The sequence below is a fragment of the Streptomyces sp. NPDC030021 genome (assembly GCF_055574035.1).
The window spans coordinates 661,072-678,374 of record NZ_JBVIAH010000001.1; the positions used below are offsets into that span (position 1 = coordinate 661,072).

At 68.6% G+C, this 17,303-nt stretch carries 7 protein-coding genes; 3 read left to right on the top strand and 4 right to left on the bottom strand.

Annotated features, from left to right (window positions below; translation table 11 throughout):
• Positions 1–538: 538 nt before the first annotated feature.
• The 3 genes from ACZ4YL_RS02830 to ACZ4YL_RS02840 all read left to right on the top strand — a co-directional run bounded on the left by ACZ4YL_RS02830 (position 539) and on the right by ACZ4YL_RS02840 (position 11,317).
• On the top strand, positions 539–7,819 hold the full coding sequence (locus ACZ4YL_RS02830; protein WP_468113421.1) for a ricin-type beta-trefoil lectin domain protein: 7,281 nt from the start codon (positions 539–541) through the stop codon (positions 7,817–7,819).
• Between the two features lie 96 nt (positions 7,820–7,915).
• Positions 7,916–8,755: a barstar family protein gene (locus tag ACZ4YL_RS02835; protein WP_468113422.1), complete on the top strand. Its 840-nt coding sequence runs from the start codon at positions 7,916–7,918 to the stop codon at positions 8,753–8,755.
• 345 nt (positions 8,756–9,100) lie between these two features.
• A complete protein-coding gene (locus ACZ4YL_RS02840) occupies positions 9,101–11,317 on the top strand; it encodes a terpene synthase family protein (protein ID WP_468113423.1) in 2,217 nt (738 codons plus the stop codon).
• Between the two features lie 56 nt (positions 11,318–11,373).
• On the opposite strand, the gene ACZ4YL_RS02845 is transcribed toward ACZ4YL_RS02840, so the two are convergent.
• The 4 genes from ACZ4YL_RS02845 to ACZ4YL_RS02860 all read right to left on the bottom strand — a co-directional run bounded on the left by ACZ4YL_RS02845 (position 11,374) and on the right by ACZ4YL_RS02860 (position 16,878).
• Positions 11,374–12,606 carry a GNAT family N-acetyltransferase gene (locus tag ACZ4YL_RS02845; RefSeq protein ID WP_468113424.1) on the bottom strand — a complete coding sequence of 411 codons (1,233 nt, stop codon included), beginning with the start codon at positions 12,604–12,606 and terminating at the stop codon, positions 11,374–11,376.
• Between the two features lie 155 nt (positions 12,607–12,761).
• On the bottom strand, positions 12,762–14,027 hold the full coding sequence (locus tag ACZ4YL_RS02850) for a YncE family protein (protein WP_468113425.1): 1,266 nt from the start codon (positions 14,025–14,027) through the stop codon (positions 12,762–12,764).
• A gap of 130 nt (positions 14,028–14,157) precedes the next feature.
• Positions 14,158–15,309 (bottom strand): XdhC family protein, encoded by a 1,152-nt coding sequence (locus ACZ4YL_RS02855; protein WP_468113426.1) that lies wholly within the window; start codon positions 15,307–15,309, stop codon positions 14,158–14,160.
• A gap of 105 nt (positions 15,310–15,414) precedes the next feature.
• Positions 15,415–16,878 (bottom strand): NCS2 family permease, encoded by a 1,464-nt coding sequence (locus ACZ4YL_RS02860; RefSeq protein ID WP_468113427.1) that lies wholly within the window; start codon positions 16,876–16,878, stop codon positions 15,415–15,417.
• Positions 16,879–17,303 lie beyond the last annotated feature (425 nt).

Below are 17,303 nucleotides of genomic sequence, written 5' to 3' on the forward strand. Positions count from 1 at the left end.
CTCCGAAGAAGCAGGTGGTGTTTCTGTCACGTCTGTTGGCGGACTGGTGTCCACGGATTCGCTGACAGCCATCTCTTCTGTTCTCTCCCCCCGCGGGCGCACGCTTGCGCAACCCTCGGTACTTGCTCGTGTTTCGGCCATCGGCCCAAGAGGCTCGGGGTCCGCTCCCCCGCTCGGCCGTCACGCGATGAACGCGCGAGCTGAGCATGAGCCATACGACGCCGATCGTCACACCACATCGCACCCCAACTGACCATTGCTTACAGCCAGTTCGGGCGAATTGCCCCAAGGTATACGGACCATCAGGTGATTAACACCACACGGGCATGCCCGAGGTGGCTTTTAGGTCACGCCGGACCACAGAATCACGTGGCTACTAGTCAGTTTCCTGTCACGCGCGCGCCTTTGCCGCGGTGGCAGATCGTGGGGGGTTCACATGTCGCCGTTGTCGGCCGACAGTCTTCGCCTGCCCGGAATCAGAAAGGCCCGCGCGAGACGCATGGGCCTTGCCGGGCGCACCAGCATCACGGTCTCCGTGATGCTGGTCGCATCTCTTCTGCCCACTCAGGCCTGGGCCGCGCCACCGGGCGACCGCGCCGGAGTGCAGCTACCGGGCCTCCAGGAGGACCTCAAGGCCAAGCTCGACAAGGTCGAGGCCGCAAAGCTGGAGGGCTGGTCCGGAGCACCGGTCCAGCCTCCGGCCGAGTACGAACCGTCGAAGGTCACTCCGCCCAGCGCCGGTACGGCGAACGTCGCTCTGGCCGGCGACCAGCTCGTCCAGGCAGGGTCTCTGCCGATCAGCATCGGCAAGGCCTCACCGACGGAGACCAACCCGACCCCTCCGGCCCCGTCGGGCACGTGGTCGGTGGCGGTCGAGGCCCGGGCGGTGACCGAAGCCGCGAACATCGACGGTGCGCTCATCAAGGTCACGCCTCCGGCCGAGGGCTCGACCCCGGTCGACGTGCAGCTCGACTACAAGCAGTTCAAGGACCTGTACGGCACCGAGTGGTCGACGCGCCTGGAGCTGAGGATGCTCCCGCAGTGCTTCCTGACCACCCCGTTGGTGCCCGAGTGCAACACGGCGAAGGCCGTCCCGAGCACGAACGACCCGGCGACGGGCACGGTCCGTGCGACCGTCGACCCGGCGACCGCGCCGGGACAGGGCCTGCGCACCATGGCCGTCGGTGGAGGCGGCCCGATGGTCCTGGCCGCCTCCGACTCCGGTTCGGGCCCCGGCGGAACCTACAGCGCCACCCCCCTCGCTCCCTCCGGCAGCTGGTCGGCCGGCGGCAACAGCGGTGACTTCTCGTGGACCTATCCGCTGGGCACACCCGCCCCTGCGGCCGGACCCGTGCCGAAGCTCGCGCTCACGTACTCCTCGCAGTCCGTGGACGGGAAGACGTCCGTCGCGAACAGCCAGGCCTCGTGGATCGGCGACGGCTGGGACTACCACCCCGGCTTCATCGAGCGCCGGTACCGCACCTGTTCGGACGACCTCAAGGCCACGCCCAGCAAGCCGAACAACGACAACTCCACGGACAAGAAGAAGAACGATCTGTGCTGGGCCGGCGACAACATGGTGATGTCGCTCGGCGGTAGCAGCACCGAGCTCGTCCGTGACGCCGCCTCGGGTCAGTGGGTCCCCGCCGGGGACGACGGCTCCAAGGTGGAGCGCAAGACCGACGCGAACGTCGCCAACGGAGCGAAGGACGGCGAGTACTGGGTCGTCACCACCCGTGACGGCGTCCGCTACCACTTCGGCCGCCACGACGTCGACGGCGCCGGTACCCGAGCCGTGACCGACTCCGTCTTCACCGTCCCGGTGTTCGGCAACCACCCCGGCGAGCCGTGCTACCAAGCTGCCTTCGCCGACTCCTCCTGCAACCAGGGCTGGCGCTGGAACCTCGACTACGTCGAGGACCTCCACGGCAACGCGATGATCATCGACTGGAAGAAGGAGACCAACCACTACGCCAAGAACGAGAAGTTCCAGGCGAAGGTCCCCTACACCCGCGGCGGCTACCCCAGCCAGATCACCTATGGCCTGCGCTCCACCAGCCTCTCCGGCGCTCCGGCCGGCAAGGTGGAGTTCACCGTGGACGAGCGATGCATCAAGGAGGGCTCGGCCAAGTGCACGGACACCGAGTTCGAGTCGAAGAACTACGGTGACAAGCAGGCCTGGTGGGACACCCCGTCGTCCCTGCACTGCAAGGCCGACGCGAAGGACTGCTTCAGTACCTCGCCGAGTTTCTGGACGCGCAAGCGCCTGACCGCCGTCACCACGTACGGCCAGCGCACTGACGGCTCCACCGCCCTCTCGCTCGTCGACCGCTGGAACCTGGCCCAGTCCTTCCCGAAGCAGCGCACCGACACCCACCCGCCGCTGTGGCTCGAGTCGATCACCCGCACCGGCTACGGCACCACCAAGGACACCAACGGCAACCAGGAGAGCACCTCGCTCCCGCCGGTTTCCTTCCTCGCGAACCTCCAGGACATGCCCAACCGGGTTGCCACGGGTCCAGGCGACGCCACCCCGGACTTCGACCGCCTCCGCGTGGAGACCATCCGCACGGAGACCGGCAACGAGATCTACGTCGACTACTCCGCCCCCTGCGCGGTCGGCACCACGCACCCGAAGCCGGAGGAGAACACCACCCGCTGCTTCCCGGTCCACTGGTCACCCGACAGTGATCTGGAGAAGCCCCCGCTGGCCTGGTTCAACAAGTACGTCGTCGAGCGCGTGGTCGAGAAGGACCGCGTCGCCCGCCAGCCCGACGTCGTCACCGGCTACACCTACGAGGGCGCTGCGGCCTGGGCCAAGGACACCGACGAGTTCACCAAGCCCGAACTGCGCACGTACGGACAGTGGCGCGGCTACTCGTCCGTCGTCACCAAGGGCGGTGTGACGGCGAACACCGGCAAGAGCGACGCGACGGCCGAATCCCAGACCCGCACTTACTTCTTCCGCGGCATGTCCGGTGACGCGGGACGCCCGAAGGTCACGATCAAGGACTCCACGGGCAAGGAGACCCTGGGTGAGGACCTGACCCACTACCAGGGCCGCACCGCCGAGGTGATCACCTACACCCAGGCCGGCGGCAGCGTCGACAAGCGCGTCCTCACCTGGCCCTCGAGTCAGAAGACCGCGACACGCCCCCGGGACGGAACCACCCCTCTCGAGGCCTACCGGGTCAACGACTCGCGCACGGACACGATCCAGTCGATCAGCGGCGGCCGCTTCCGTGTGGGACGCTCCCTGAACACCTTCGAGTCCACCTACGGTCTCCTGGAGTCGGCCCAGACCGAATCGCGTGCCGAGGACGGCAGCGGCAGCTCGGTCATCGCCGACCAGATCTGCACGCTGACGACGTACGTGCACAACCCGGCGAAGCACCTGATCGGACTGCCTCAGCGGGTACGGGCCACCACGGGCGACTGCGCCCAGGCCGGCACCGCCGCGATGCTCTCCGACCTGCGCACGTCGTACGACGCGCTCAATGCTTTCGGAACCGCTCCGGTCAAGGGGCTGCCCTTGCAGGTAGACAGCAACGACGCGGCGGGCACCGGCTGGGTCACCACCGCGAAGACCGAGTACGACGCACTGGGCAGGACGGTCAAGGTCTACGACCCGGCCGGCAACCCCACCTCCACCGTGTTCACCCCCGCCACCGGCGTCCCCTTCAGCACGAAGACGACGAACCCTCTCGGGCACACGCGCGTCGTCAAGACCGACCCGGGCCGTGGCACCGTCCTTGAGGACATCGACACCAACAACCGCAAGTTCAGCCAGGCTTACGACAACCTGGGCCGCTCCAAGGCCGTCTGGACGCCGTCGCAGAAGACCACCGACCCGGCGTCCCAGACCTTCGAGTACCAGATCTCGGAGCACGAGCCCCCGGTCGTCACCAGCAAGACCCTTCGGGACAACGGCAGCTACGCCACGTCCATCGCGATCTACGACGGCCAGCTGCGGCCGCGCCAGACCCAGGCGGATGCCCTGGGCGGCGGCCGTGTGATCACGGACACCCTCTACAACGCGAACGGCACCGTCCGGCAGACCAACAACGGCTACTACGCCGAGGGCCGCCCCGACGGCAAGATCTTCGTACCGGAGAGCGTCTTCCACGTCCCGAACGCGACGAAGACGGCGTACGACGGCCTCGGCCGCCCCGTGCGCGCGACCACGCTCTACGCGGATGTGCCGCAGCACTCCAACACCAGCATGTACGAGGGTGACTGGACGCTGACCCGCACCGCCATGTCGGCGGACGGCCTCACCCCGCTCTCGGGCAGTCGCGCGGTCAAGACCTGGACCGACACGTCGGGCCGGACCTCGCTGATCCAGCACTACACGGCGACCGACCTCACGACGTGGAAGGACACCGCCTACTCGTACGACCAGCGCGGCAAGCTGGCCAAGGTGACCGACCCGGTCGGCAACAAGTGGACGTACACCTACGACGCCCGCGGCCGCATGACCTCTACGGGCGACCCCGATATGGGCACCACGGCATTCGCGTACGACAACCTCGACCGGAAGGTGTCCGTCACGGATTCTTCCGGGCGGACGCAGTACACGACGTACGACGCGCTCGGTCGTACCACCCAGATGCGCGACGCCGCCCCGGACGGCCCCGTGGTCGCTTCCTGGACGTACGACACATTGACCGGCGCCAAGGGACTGCCCGTCGCGTCCACGCGCTACGAGGGCCTGGTGGCTTACACCAGCGAGGTCACCGCCTACGACAGTGAGTACCGGCCGACCGGAACCAAGATCACGATCCCGGACGTGCCCGCCACCAAGGGTCTCGCCGGGACTTACGCATACAGCACCACCTACACACCGCGCGGCCAGGTCCAGTCGACGACCGTGCCGGCCACTCCGGGTGGCCTGGCAGCCGAGAAGCTGATCACCCGCTATGACGCCGACGGGATGGCCAAGACCATCTCGGGCTTGTCCTGGTACACCGCAGACGTCGTGTACAGCCCGTACGGCGAAGTCCTGCGCACGGCATCCGGCAATGCGCCGAACCGCGTGTGGACGACCAACCTCCACAACCGCAACACCGGGCGGGTCGAACAGTCGATCAGTGACCGCGAGACCGCCAGCCCGAACCGCGTTTCCGCGCTCTCCTACACCTACGACACGGTCGGCAACCCGACCTCCATCACGGACACCCAAGCCGGTGGCCGCGTCGACCGCCAGTGCTTCGCGTACGACGCGGTGGGCCAGCTCACCAAGGCGTGGACGGGCAAGACCGCCGCATGCGCCGGGCCCTCGCTGAGCGACGTCACCGCCGGCCCGGACGGCGACGGCTACTGGCAGGAGTACCAGTTCGACAAGATCGGCAACCGCACCAAGCTGATCGACCACGACCTCACCAACCCGGCGCTGGACGACGAGACGAAGTACACGTACGGCGTCCAGGTCGCCGGGAACGCTTCCCTGCCTCCCATCACCATCCAGCCCCACGCCCTGTCCAAGGCCGAGAAGACCACCAAGACGGCAGCCTCCACGGTCAACTCGCTCTCGACCTACGAATACGACGCATCCGGCAACACCAAGTCCCGGCGCATCGACGGTGACACCCAGGCCCTCAACTGGGACCGCCGCAACAAGCTCACCTCGGCAAGCAGCCCCGGCATCGGTGCGGTGGCCGTCACCGGCATGGCGGGCAAGTGCCTCGACGTCGCGGAGGGCTTCAGCGCGGACGGCACGGCCGTCCAGCTCTATCCGTGCAACACGACCGCGGCTCAGCAGTGGAAGCTGAGTGGTGACACCGTCCGCGCCCTCGGCAAGTGCCTGACGGCGCAGGGCGGCGATGCGGTCCTGGCGACCTGCGACGGCAGCGCCAAGCAGAAGTTCACCTACCGTCCCGCCGACAAAACGCTGTACAACCCGGCGGCCAACGCCTGCGTCACCGTCCCCAACGACAACCCCGTCGACGGCAACGACCTCGACATCTACACCTGTGTCGCGGGCGCCGTCGCCCAGCAGTGGAGCTTCGAGAACACCACTACCTACATCTACGACGCCTCGGGCAACCGCCTGATCGAGGAGACCGGCAGCTCCCGCACCCTCTACCTCGCCGACGCCGAGATCACCGTCAACAAGGCCGGTCAGGCCATCGACGCCGTCCGCTACTACGGCGGCCCCGGTGGTGTCACCACCACCCGCCGCACGGGGAGCAAGGCAACGGGGCACAAGCTCAACGTCCTGCTGTCCGACCACCACAACACCGCGACCACCTCCGTCGAGCAGGCCGCGGGCCAGAAGGTCTACCGTCGCAAGTCCGACCCGTACGGCAACGTCCGGGGGACGGTGCCTGCCGACTGGCCCGGCGACCGCAGCTTCCTCGGAACGGGCGTCAACGACTCCACCACGGGCCTGACACACATCGGGGCGCGCGAGTACGACCAGAGCACCGGCCGTTTCATCTCGGTCGACCCGCTAATCGACATAGCCGACCCGCTCCAGATGAACGGGTACACGTACTCCAACGGAAACCCCGTCAGCAATTGGGACCCGTCGGGTGAGCAGCTCGAAGAGTGCATGAGCGGCATGTACGTGTGCACCAACCGTGGTACTCAGCCCATCAGCAAGGGCAGGAACTACGACCGGATCGTCTCCGAGAACATCGCCGTCATGGAGCAGGCGAGGATCAGGCGGCTGTACGCCGAGCACTACGGCTCAGCGAAGGCCGGCCAGGCGCAGCAGTCGTACGACCGCGCCGTGGAGCTCTACACCTCGGGTCAGAAGTACGTCCGCGACACGAGCAACACCTCGAAGGAGGAGCTGCACAAGATCCAGGTCAAGTACGACCCATCGAGCCACAGCGTCACCAAGCAGGTCGCGTACAAGATGTACATGTACGGGGCGTCGATCGAGGACATCGAGTACTTCAGCGAGCACTACTGCGACTTCCTGACGTGCAACGGGCCGGTCGAGGCGGCGCTGACCGGAAACAACGTCGACACTCCCCTCTACGAACCGAACGCATCCGAACGTGTAGGCCGGGAACTCGCCTCAGGTCTCGCCTATCTGGCCGGAGGTGGCGGGAAACCCCAAACGAGGTACTGCCCGAACAGCTTCGTTGCCGGCACCGAGGTCCTCATGGCCGACGGGTCCACGAAGCCGATCGAGCAACTCGAATCCGACGATCTCGTGCTGGCCACTGACCCCGAATCCGATGAGACCGCGGGGAAAGCCGTCGCCGCCACGATCCGCACTGAGGACGACAAGACCTATGTCGACATCGGTGTTCTGACGGTCGATGGGGTAAGCACCATAACCGCCACGGGCCACCACCCGTTCTGGGTCGAATCCCAGCAAGAGTGGCTCAATGCCGAGCTGCTCGAGCCGGGAATGACTCTGCGTACGGATGCCGGGGCGTCGGTTTCCGTGGCGAGCACCCGCGCCTATCAGGCCCTGCAAGCGACGTACAACATGACCGTCGCTGATCTGCACACGTACTATGTGCTCGCAGGCCACACCCCCGTCCTGGTTCACAATTGCCCCCGAAACTCCTCGGGGAGCGGGGCCAGGCCGATCCCGATCCCCCGGGAAGTCAAGTACCACTTCACCGCTGTCAGGCAAGGAAACGGAATTCCGCAGCTGGACGACAACGGCGTGCAGAAGATCTTCCGTGGTGACAGGCCCAGCCAGAGGCAGTGGGCAGGCTCACTGGAATGGGTTGTGCCGACCAACCGTCCTGGAAACGACGTGAGAATCCTGCAGAATCCGACCACGGGCGCCATGGGCTGGAGCGAAAACCACTATCAGACGATCCAGGAGTTCCCTGCCGGCTACGGCCAGTAGGTCAGGCTGACCGGCGTATCCAGATGACTTGACCCACCCGCCTGGGGGGCTCACCTTCGAGCCCCCCAGGCTCTTTCCTTGAATGGAGCCCCTCGTATGACAGCCCCGAGCTCGCCCTGCACGTTCTCGATCCACGCGGACGACGACGCGGACACACACCTCGGCCATTTCAACGACATCCAGGGCTTCTTCGTCGGCCGAGCGCCTGCCCTCGCGGAATTCGACGACACGGCGGCGGATACGGACGCAGGGCAGGGGTCATGGCTCCGCCCTCGGCTGATCGGCCTGGCCCCGTCACGAAACATGGAGGAGGCGTGGAGCAGGGGCACCGAGGCGGCGAGAGACCTCGGCAACGTATGGATCAATGTTCATGACGCGCTCGGCCGGACCATCGGCTCCTATTTCGCGGGAAACGCGACGCTGGAGGATTGGACGGCCGGTGCCGACCGACGTATCACCGCCACTCTCACGGTTTGGCTCAGTGCAGAGCCGCACGAGAGTGCCCATGCCCTGTGGATGGCCTGGAGCAACCAGGTGCCTGCGACCAGGAACGGCTGGACACGACTCCCTCTGGGCCGACGGGAGGGCTGGGTGGAAGTGGCCCGCATGCACTGGGGAAGGGCCACGGCCCCCACTGAGTCCCGGAGCGAATACACCCTCGACGGCGCCGACATTTGCGATCTCGCGAGTTTCTACTGCGCCATCGGCGAGACGATGAGCGGCCCGGGCGGATACTTCGGGAGCAACCTGGCAGCCTTGGACGACTGCCTCGCCGACGTGAGCGGTCCGACACCCCCCTTCCGGCTCGTGTGGGAGAGCTCGCAGGTGGCGATCGGTTCACTCGGCGGCCAGAGCACCTACGCCGCGGGCAAGTCCGTCCTTGACCTGATCGTCGAGTGTCTCGAGGGACGCGGCGTGGTCGTTGAGTTCGCCTGATGCTCCAGTGCGGCTTCTTGATCTGCGCGCTGGTTCCGGACGCCACCGCGAGCATGGCGGGCGTGACGTGCCGGCGCCATGAGGTCTGTGCCTCACCTGGTGGTGATCCAGGCCGACTTGACCTTGGCGGCCTGGAAGCACTCTCGTCACCCACCTTGCTCCCATAGTGGCGAACGTCCGCCGTCGCAGCCCCTACGGGCCCCACGCCGGGAAACCGGCCGTGAGTCACCTGAAGCGGTGAATTCACCCTTGTCCCATGGGCACCAGGGGTAGGGCACTGCTGATCTCGTGCCGGGGGCCGGAGTGAACCGGTCCCCGCAGCCATGACCGAAAGGCCGAGCCGCCGTGACGCAGCCGTTCCAACTGCCGGATTTCTATGTGCCCTATCCGGCGCGACTGAACCCCCACCTGGAGGACGCGCGGACCCACACCAAGCGGTGGGCGCGCGGCTTCGGGATGCTGGAGGGTTCCGGCGTCTGGGAGGAGAGCGATCTCGACTCGCACGACTACGCGCTGCTCTGCTCGTACACCCACCCCGACTGCGACCGTGACGCGCTGGCTCTGGTCACCGACTGGTACGTGTGGGTGTTCTTCTTCGACGACCACTTCCTGGAGATGTACAAGCGCTCGCAGGACCGCGACGGCGCCAAGGCCTACCTCGACCGGCTCGCCGCCTTCATGCCCATGGACCTGTCCGACGGCTTCCCCGAGCCCACCAACCCGGTGGAGGCCGGGCTCGCGGACCTGTGGGCGCGGACCGTCCCGGCCATGTCGGAAGACTGGCGGGAACGGTTCTCCTTGTCCACGAAGAACCTCCTCGACGAGTCCATGTGGGAGCTCGCCAACATCAACATCGGGCGCGTGGCGAACCCGCTCGAATACATCGAGATGCGGCGCAAGGTGGGCGGCGCCCCCTGGTCGGCCGGCCTGATCGAGTACGTGTCCGCCGAGGTCCCCGCACGCGTCGCGCACGCGCGCCCGCTCGCCGTGCTGCGCGACGCCTTCGCCGACGCCGTGCACATCAGGAACGACATCTTCTCCTACCAGCGCGAGGTCGCCGACGAGGGCGAACTCTCCAACGCCATCCTGGTGTTGGAGACCTTCCTGGGCTGCACCACCCAGGAGGCCGCCGAAGCCTCCAACGACCTGCTCACCTCCCGCCTCCAGCAGTTCGAGCAGACCGCGCTCGTCGAGCTCCCGCAGCTCTTCGCCGACCACGCGCTGGACCCGGCGGAGATCGCGGCCGTCCTCGCCTACGCCAAGGGCCTGCAGGACTGGCAGTCCGGCGGCCACGAGTGGCACATGGTCTCCAGCCGCTACATGAACAAGGAGGCCAGGCCCACCGCTCCGGCCACCCTGCCCTTCCTGCCGTCCGGGCTCGGCACCGCCTCGCTCGACCTGCGGTCCGTGTTCACGCGGCGCTCGATGGAGCTGCGCCACCGCTCCTTCACCCACGTCCCCTTCGAGCGCACCGGCCCCTCCGTCATCCCCGACATCTACATGCCGCACCGGCTCACCCTCAGCCCGCACCTGGCGCACGCGCGCGAGGAGTCCGTGGCCTGGTCCCGGCGGATGGGCCTGCTCGACCCGCAGCCCGGCGACCCCGGCTCGGCGATCTGGACCGAGGAGCGGCTGCGGGGCTTCGACTTCGCCGTCTGCTCCGCCGGGATCGACCCCGACGCGACGCCGGAGCAGCTGGTCCTCAACGCCTGCTGGCTGACCTGGGGCACGTACGGGGACGACTACTACCCGGTGGTCTTCGCCCAGAGCAGGAACCTTCCGGCCGCCAAGGCGACCACCGCCCGCCTGATCTCCATGATCCCGGTCGACCACGCCGAACAGCCCGAGCCGGCGACCGCGATGGAGCGCGCTCTCGCCGACCTGTGGGTGCGCACCAGCGCCGCCATGTCCGCCGGGCAGCGCACCGAGTTCCGGGCCACCTTGGTCAGCATGCTGGAGAGCTGGCTGTGGGAGGTGGACAACCAGATCCAGAACCGCATCCCGGACCCGGTGGACTACGCGGAGATGCGCCGCCACACCTTCGGCAGCCACCTCACGATGTACCTGTGCCGGCTCGGGCACCAGGGCCGCGGCATCCCCGAGGAGATCTACGCCTCCGGGACCATCCGTTCACTGGAGAACGCGGTCGCGGACGCCGCCTGCATGATCAACGACATCTACTCCTACCAGAAGGAGGTGGAGGTCGAGGGCGAGGTCCACAACTACATCCTGGTCACCCGGAACTTCTTCGACATCGACTACCCGCAGGCCCTGCACATCTGCCATGAGCTGATGACCCGGCGGACCGAGGAGTTCGAGCACATCGTGGCGGACCAGCTGCCGCTGCTCTACGACGACTGGAAGCTCGGGCAGCAGGCCCGGCAGGCCCTGGACGCGTACGTGGGCGAGCTGAAGGACTGGCACGCCGGCATCCTCAACTGGCACCAGCAGATCCGCCGTTACCGCCCGGAGGACCTGCACGCGCGTCCCGACCTGCTGTCCACCGCCGTCCTGGGCGCCGGCTTCGGCATGTCGGCCGCCCGGATCACACTTCCCGCCTGATCCCGTCGGCCGTGTCGGCGGGGCGGGACGCGCCGCCGCCGGGACACGGCCGTACGTCAGAACTCGTCGCTCGTGTGCGGGAGTACGGCCGTACGCAGGGCCGCGTCCAGCGCTGCCGCAGCGCCGGGCGTGTGCTCCCGTACCAGCCCGGCGGCGACGAGTTCCCCGACCCGGGTCCCGCCGAGGTAGCAGGCGGCCAATTCGCGTACGTCCAGGGCCAGGTCGGGGGCGGAGTCCGCGTGCTCGCAGGTGGCCCCGTCCGGCCCGGCCGCCAGCCGGAACCGCCCGGCGTTGGCGGGCATCCGCACGTCGTGCACCTCCAGCACCACCTCCACCGGCGCGGCCCAGGACCGCGCCGTCAGGGCGGCGCGTACGTCGACCAGGCGCAGCCAGAGCGCCGGGAACTGGGCGGTGACCCGCACCTGGTCCCGGTCCGCGGCGAAGTGCAGCAGCGGGTCGTCGACCGGACGGCCCCACGCGGAGACCTTGCCGGTGAGGTCGAGGGAGGCCACGCACTCCCACAGCGCGGCGGCCACCGCCGGGGTGTCGGCCTCCAGTTCGTCGACCCGGACCAGGCCCGGCACCCGGGCGGGTCCGGCGCCGTCCTCCGGCTTCGTGCGGTAGAGCACGTACCCGGCGATGGGCTGGTCCGCGTCGCCCAGGACGATGATCCGCGGCGGGCTCAGCTCCTCGTCCTCCTCGTCCTGTTCGGCCAGCCACTCCTCGGTCCAGCGCTCGGCGCTGCGGGTGGGGCGGCCGGCCCGCCCGGCCCGGGCCGCCTCGTGGAAGGGCCCGATGACGGCGACGGCCTCCTCCGGGTCGACGAACCGCAGCGGGCGCCGGTCCGGGTCGATGCGCAGGGCCAGCGGGCGGGTGGAGTCGATCTCGACGGTGGCGCCGGTGGTGGCGCTGCCGTAGCCGAAGCGGCCGTAGATCGCGGCCTCGGAGGCCCAGAGGGCGGCGAGCGGGCTGCCCGCGTCGGCGGTCCGCCGCAGCATCTCGTCCATCAGCCCGGTGAGCACGCCGCGTCGGCGGTGGGTGGGGGCGACGCCGACGAAGGTGAGCCCGGGGCAGGGCAGGTCCGCCCCGGGCACCGAGAGCCGGAAGTCGTGCGCGGCCATGAAGCCGGCCAGGACCGGGCCGTCGTAGGCACCGAGCCGGTCGCAACGCGCGAGCAGCGCGTGGTGTTTCTCCCGGACCTCCTTCTCGGGCCGGTCGTGGAAGACCAGGTACGCGAGCTCCAGAGCACGGTCGATGTCGGACTCGGGTACCTCGCGGATGTCCACCATGATCACGAGACTAATCGGTCATCAATGGACCGGTCACCTCATAGCGGCCCGGGTCCGCACGTCCGGCCGGTGTGCGGACCTGCCGCGGACCCGCCGTGGACCTCCTGCGGGCCTGCCGCTGACCTGCTGCGGACCTCCTGCGGACTACCCGCGGACTACCGGGCGGCGGGACCGGTCCAGCCGGCCGGGACGCGGCCGAGCCGGACGCGCTGCGGGTGGTCCCCGACGGGGACGGAGACCCGCTTGGTGCCGGTGGCGAAGTCGATGGCCGTGACCCGGTCGGCGCCGCTCTCGGAGATCACGCAGGCGCTGCCGTCGCCGGAGACCGTGGCCCAGTACGGCTTGGCGGCGGGCACGAGCGGACCTTCGGCGAGGGTGGCGCGGTCCACGACGGTCGCGTAGTCGTCCATGGTGCCCGCGATGCAGAGCTTCGCCCCGTCGGGGCTCATCGACATGCCGTGGTGGCGGGAGTCGTTGACCCAGGTGGTGCGGTCGGTGCTGGTGGCGGGGTTCGTCGGGAGGGTCTTGAGGCGGGTGATCCGGTCGGAGGGGACGTCGTACTCCAGGAAGCCGTTGAAGAAGGACACCTGGAAGTAGAGCTTCGACTCGTCGGGGCTGAAGGACACCGGGCGGACGGCGTCGGACAGGTCGCGGCGACCGAAGGCGTCCAGCCGCTCCCGCATGTCGATCACCCGGACCGTGCGGAAGGTCTGCGCGTCGACCACGGTGATCTTGCGATCGCCCTTCGTCCAGTCCAGCCAGGGCGCGTCCAGGGCGGTGTTCACCTCGCCGATGGAGCTGTTCCACAGGAAGCGGCCGTCGCGGGTGAAGGTGTTCTCGTGCGGTTTGTCCCCGGTGCCGAAGGAGCCGACCTGCCGCCCGGTGGTGATGTCCAGGACGTGCACGGTGTTGGAGGTGGAGGCCGAGACGGCGACGCGGGTCCCGTCCGGCGAGACCGCCATGTGGTCGGAGCGGTACCCGGACACCGGGAAGCGCCAGTTGACGCGTCCGGAGGCCACGTCGATGGACACGACGTCGGCGAAGCTGGGGCGGGAGACGACGACCGCGGAGCCGTCCGGGGTGGTGAACATGTCGTCGACGAACTGGTCGTGCCCCTCGCCCGCACTCTCCCGGATGCCGAGGAAGAAGGCGAGCTTGACGGGGTTGAGGTAGATCTCCCGCAGCCGCTCCGCCTTGTCCGGGACCACGTCGATCCGGCCGACCTTGGCGAGATCGCCGGTGGAGGCGAGGACGTCGGCGGTCCCCTCCCAGTTGTTCCCGACGAAGAGCACCTCGCGCAGACCGCCGCCCGGACCGGAATCTGGAACGGAACCGGGAACGGGGCCGGCCGGGGCCGGGGTGAAGGCGGTGAGCAGGGTGGCCGCGGCCAGCAGGCCCAGGGTTCGCACGGTACGCAACATCCGCTCAACTCCGCTACGGGGAAAGGATGGAGAGGGTGCCTCCTATTACCGGCGGGTAAGATAGGGGGAACGGCACAAGGGCGCAACCCCCACGGGGTGCGCCCTTTTCTCACGTTCGGCCGTCACGCCTTCAGGCGACGGAACCGATCCGGTCGAGCATCGTGTGCGAGATGTCCGGGTGGATCGGGATGTGCGCGCCGGTCAGGGCCGCGCCGGTGCCGCCGCGGCGGTTCGCGACGATCTCGGCGGCGATGGACAGCGCGGTCTCCTCCGGGGAGCGGGCGCCGAGGTCCAGGCCGATCGGGGAGCGCAGCCGGGCCAGTTCGAGCTCGGTCACGCCGACCTCGCGCAGCCGCTCGTTGCGGTCCTCGTGGGTGCGGCGGGAGCCCATGGCGCCGACGTAGGCGACGGGCAGCCTGAGGGCCAGTTCGAGGAGCGGGACGTCGAACTTGGCGTCGTGGGTGAGCACGCACAGGACGGTCCTGCTGTCCACGTCCGTGGTCTCCAGGTAGCGGTGGGGCCAGTCGACGACGATCTCGTCCGCCTCAGGGAAGCGGGTCTTCGTCGCGAAGACGGGCCGCGCGTCGCACACGGTCACCCGGTAGCCGAGGAACTTGCCGATCCGCACGAGGGCGGAGGCGAAGTCGATGGCGCCGAAGACGATCATCCGCGGGGGCGGGACGCTGGACTCGACCAGCACCTTCAGCGGCTCTCCGCAGAGCCTGCCGTCGGCGCCGATCTCCAGCACGCCGGTCCGGCCGGCGTCGAGCATGGCGCGGGCCTCCTCGGCGATGGTGCGGTCCAGCTCGGGGTGTCCGCCGAAGCCGCCCTGGTGGGCGCCTTCGGTACGGACGAACACGGCGCGGCCCATGAGCTCTGCCGGGCCCTGCGCCACCCGGGCCACCGCCGCGGCCTCGCCGCGGGCCGCGGCGGCCAGCCCGGCCGCGAACACCTCCCGTGCGGGAGAACCCACGCGGACCGGCGTGACCAGGATGTCGATGATCCCGCCGCAGGTCAGGCCCACGGCGAAGGCATCGTCGTCGCTGTACCCGAAGCGCTCGTGGACGGTCTCGCCGTCCTCCAGCGCCTGCCGGCACAGTTCGTACACCGCACCTTCCACGCATCCGCCGGAGACCGAGCCGATGGCCGTGCCCTCGCTGTCGACGGCGAGTGCGGCCCCGGGCTGCCGGGGGGCGCTCCCGCCGACCGCCACGACGGTGGCGACGGCGAAGTCACGCCCCTGCTCGACCCACCGGTTCAGCTCTTCGGCGATGTCCAGCATGGGGGGCCTCCTCGGAGAGGTTCGGTTCCAGTATCTGACACGTACATCGGGTACGTGCATCGGATACGTGGAGGTGCGGGTACGTAATGATCAGGCCGTCCGGGGTCAGCCGACCCCGAGCCAGTGCTCGATCGGGTTCAGGGCGAAGAACACCACGAAGATCGCGGTGAGCGCCCACATGAAGCCGCCGATCTCCCGGGCCTTGCCCTGAGCGATCTTGATGGCGACGTAGGAGATCACACCGGCGGCGACGCCGGCCGTGATCGAGTACGTGAACGGCATGATCACGACGGTCAGGAAGACCGGGATGGCGGTCGCGCTGTCGGCCCAGTCCACGTGGCGGGCGTTCTGCATCATCATCGCGCCGATGACGACCAGGGCCGCGGAGGCGACCTCACCCGGGACGATCTGCGTGATCGGGGTGAAGAAGAGGCAGGCGGCGAAGAACAGGCCGGTGACCACGGAGGCGAGACCCGTGCGGGCGCCCTCGCCGACGCCGGTCGCGGACTCGACGAAGACGGTCTGGCCGGAGCCGCCCGCGATGCCACCGATGGCGCCACCGGCGCCGTCGATGAAGAGCGCCTTGGACAGGCCCGGCATGCGGCCCTTGTCGTCGGCCAGCTTGGCCTCGGTGCCGACGCCGATGATGGTGGCCATGGCGTCGAAGAAGCCGGCGAGCACGAGGGTGAAGACGATCATGCCGACAGTCATGTAGCCGACGTCGCCCCAGCCGCCGAAGGAGACGTCACCGAAGAGCGAGAAGTTCGGCATCGAGACCGCGGAGCCGTCGAGCTCCGGCGGGCCGTTCTTCCAGGCCTTCGGGTCGATGTCCACGACGGCGTTGAGGATCGCGGCCAGGACGGTGCCGCCGACGATGCCGATCAGGATGGCGCCGGGCACCTTGCGGGCCTGGAGCATGAAAATGGTGACGAGGGTGATGCAGAAGAGCAGCACGGGCCAGCCGGACAGCTCACCGACCGCGCCGAGCTGGACGGGGGGACCGAACTCCGGGCCCTTGCCGACGAAACCGGCCTTGAAGAAGCCGATCAGGGCGACGAAGAGGCCGATGCCCATGGTGATCGCGTGCTTGAGCGCGAGGGGGATCGCGTTCATGATCATCTCGCGGAGGCCGGTGACGACCAGGAGACAGATCACGACACCGTAGACCACACACATGCCCATGGCCTGCGGCCAGGTCATCTGGGGGGCCACCTGCGAGGCCAGCACGCCGGACACGGAGAGACCGGCGGCGAGGGCGAGCGGCACCTTGCCGACGAAGCCCATGAGGAGCGTCGTGACGGCTGCGGCGAACGCGGTGGCGGTGATGATCGCCGACCCGTCCATCACCGTGCCGGCGACGTCCTTGCCCGACAGGAGCAGGGGGTTGAGCAGGAGGATGTACGCCATCGCCATGAAGGTCGTGATACCGCCACGAACCTCGTTGCCGACGTTTGAGCCTCTGTGCGTTATATGGAAATACCGGTCGAGCCAGGACCGTCCGGCGGGCGGCTGGGAGCCGTCGCCGGCCTCCTCCGCGGTGGTCTTGGGCTCTACTGACGATTGGGTCATGGTGCCTAACTCCCAAGGTTCAAAGGGGCACCCGCTTGGAGATTGGAGACGCGGGATTTGGGATGGTGCGTTTGGCTGCACGACCCGGGGTGACGGCCCGAGGCGACGCGAATGTTCACTGCGTTTACTGCGGGTAGTGCGGGGGTGACCGCTGGTACTACGGGGGTTCTTGCAGGGGTACTGCCAGGTGAAGGGACCGCGAGCGGTGCGGTGCTTCGTATGTCCTCCGGACGGTGTGGCGCGAAGTGTGACGTTCCCATGCACACCGCCCGGAGAGTCTGAGGGGGTCCGGGGGGGGGGGGGGGCCCGGGGGGGGCCAGGAAGAGGTTTTTGGGTTGGGGGTTTTGGGGGGGGTGGGGGGGGTGTCAGCGTCCCAATGGGGGGGGGGGGTGAGACCCTGGTGGGAAACCCAAGCCCTGTTTCGC

What these genes read in the sequence shown, in the direction of transcription:
- ACZ4YL_RS02860 (WP_468113427.1), bottom strand. Translation starts at nt 16,878, where the DNA reads ATGACCCAATCGTCAGTAGAGCCCAAGACCACCGCGGAGGAGGCCGGC.
- ACZ4YL_RS02855 (WP_468113426.1), bottom strand. Translation starts at nt 15,309, where the DNA reads ATGCTGGACATCGCCGAAGAGCTGAACCGGTGGGTCGAGCAGGGGCGT.
- ACZ4YL_RS02845 (WP_468113424.1), bottom strand. Translation starts at nt 12,606, where the DNA reads ATGGTGGACATCCGCGAGGTACCCGAGTCCGACATCGACCGTGCTCTG.
- ACZ4YL_RS02830 (WP_468113421.1), top strand. Translation starts at nt 539, where the DNA reads ATGCTGGTCGCATCTCTTCTGCCCACTCAGGCCTGGGCCGCGCCACCG.
- ACZ4YL_RS02835 (WP_468113422.1), top strand. Translation starts at nt 7,916, where the DNA reads ATGACAGCCCCGAGCTCGCCCTGCACGTTCTCGATCCACGCGGACGAC.
- ACZ4YL_RS02850 (WP_468113425.1), bottom strand. Translation starts at nt 14,027, where the DNA reads ATGTTGCGTACCGTGCGAACCCTGGGCCTGCTGGCCGCGGCCACCCTG.